This window comes from Frankia sp. CcWB2 (assembly GCF_977927585.1).
This window is the reverse complement of the sequence record NZ_CDWRCM010000174.1, coordinates 5,939-6,410: the sequence shown is the minus strand read 5'-3', so window position 1 is coordinate 6,410 and position 472 is coordinate 5,939. Positions and strand designations below refer to the sequence as shown.

Sequence of the window (472 nt, the reverse complement as noted above, 5' to 3'; positions counted from 1 at the left end):
GGCTCTGGCAGGTTTCCTGAGGCCCGGCCGGCGACCGGAGGAGGCGGCCTCGGTGGTCGTCCTCCCGGCCATCATCGGGGGCTACGGCGCCGAGGCGGTGTCCAAGGCGGTGTCCGAGGCGGCGGAGGCTGCCGCGGCATCGGGTGGGGCGCCCGGCTGGGTGGATCGATCCCGGCCGGGCCCAGCCCCCGCCGCGCGGCGATCAGGCCGCGCAGGTAGACCACCGCCGCGATAATCACGGTGATGTCGTCGATCAGTCCGATCGGCCCCAGCGGAATCTCCGGGACGGCGTCCACCGGGGAGATGACGTAGGCGAGGCCCGCCAGGGTCGCCACGAGGCCCCGCAGCGGCAGCCGGTACTTCCGGACGACAACCAGCGCGGCCACGGCCAGCGCCAGGATGATCACGACGAGGACCCCGAGGGCGATGAGCAGCCCGGTTCCGACGTTGTCACTCATCGCTGCCCACCACT

At 73.1% G+C, this 472-nt stretch carries 1 protein-coding gene; it reads right to left on the bottom strand.

Annotated elements, in window-relative coordinates; genetic code table 11:
- Positions 1-71: 71 nt before the first annotated feature.
- Positions 72-458 carry a YkvA family protein gene (locus ACY45C_RS16650; RefSeq protein ID WP_462188494.1) on the bottom strand — a complete coding sequence of 129 codons (387 nt, stop codon included), beginning with the start codon at positions 456-458 and terminating at the stop codon, positions 72-74.
- Between the last annotated feature and the right edge of the window lie 14 nt (positions 459-472).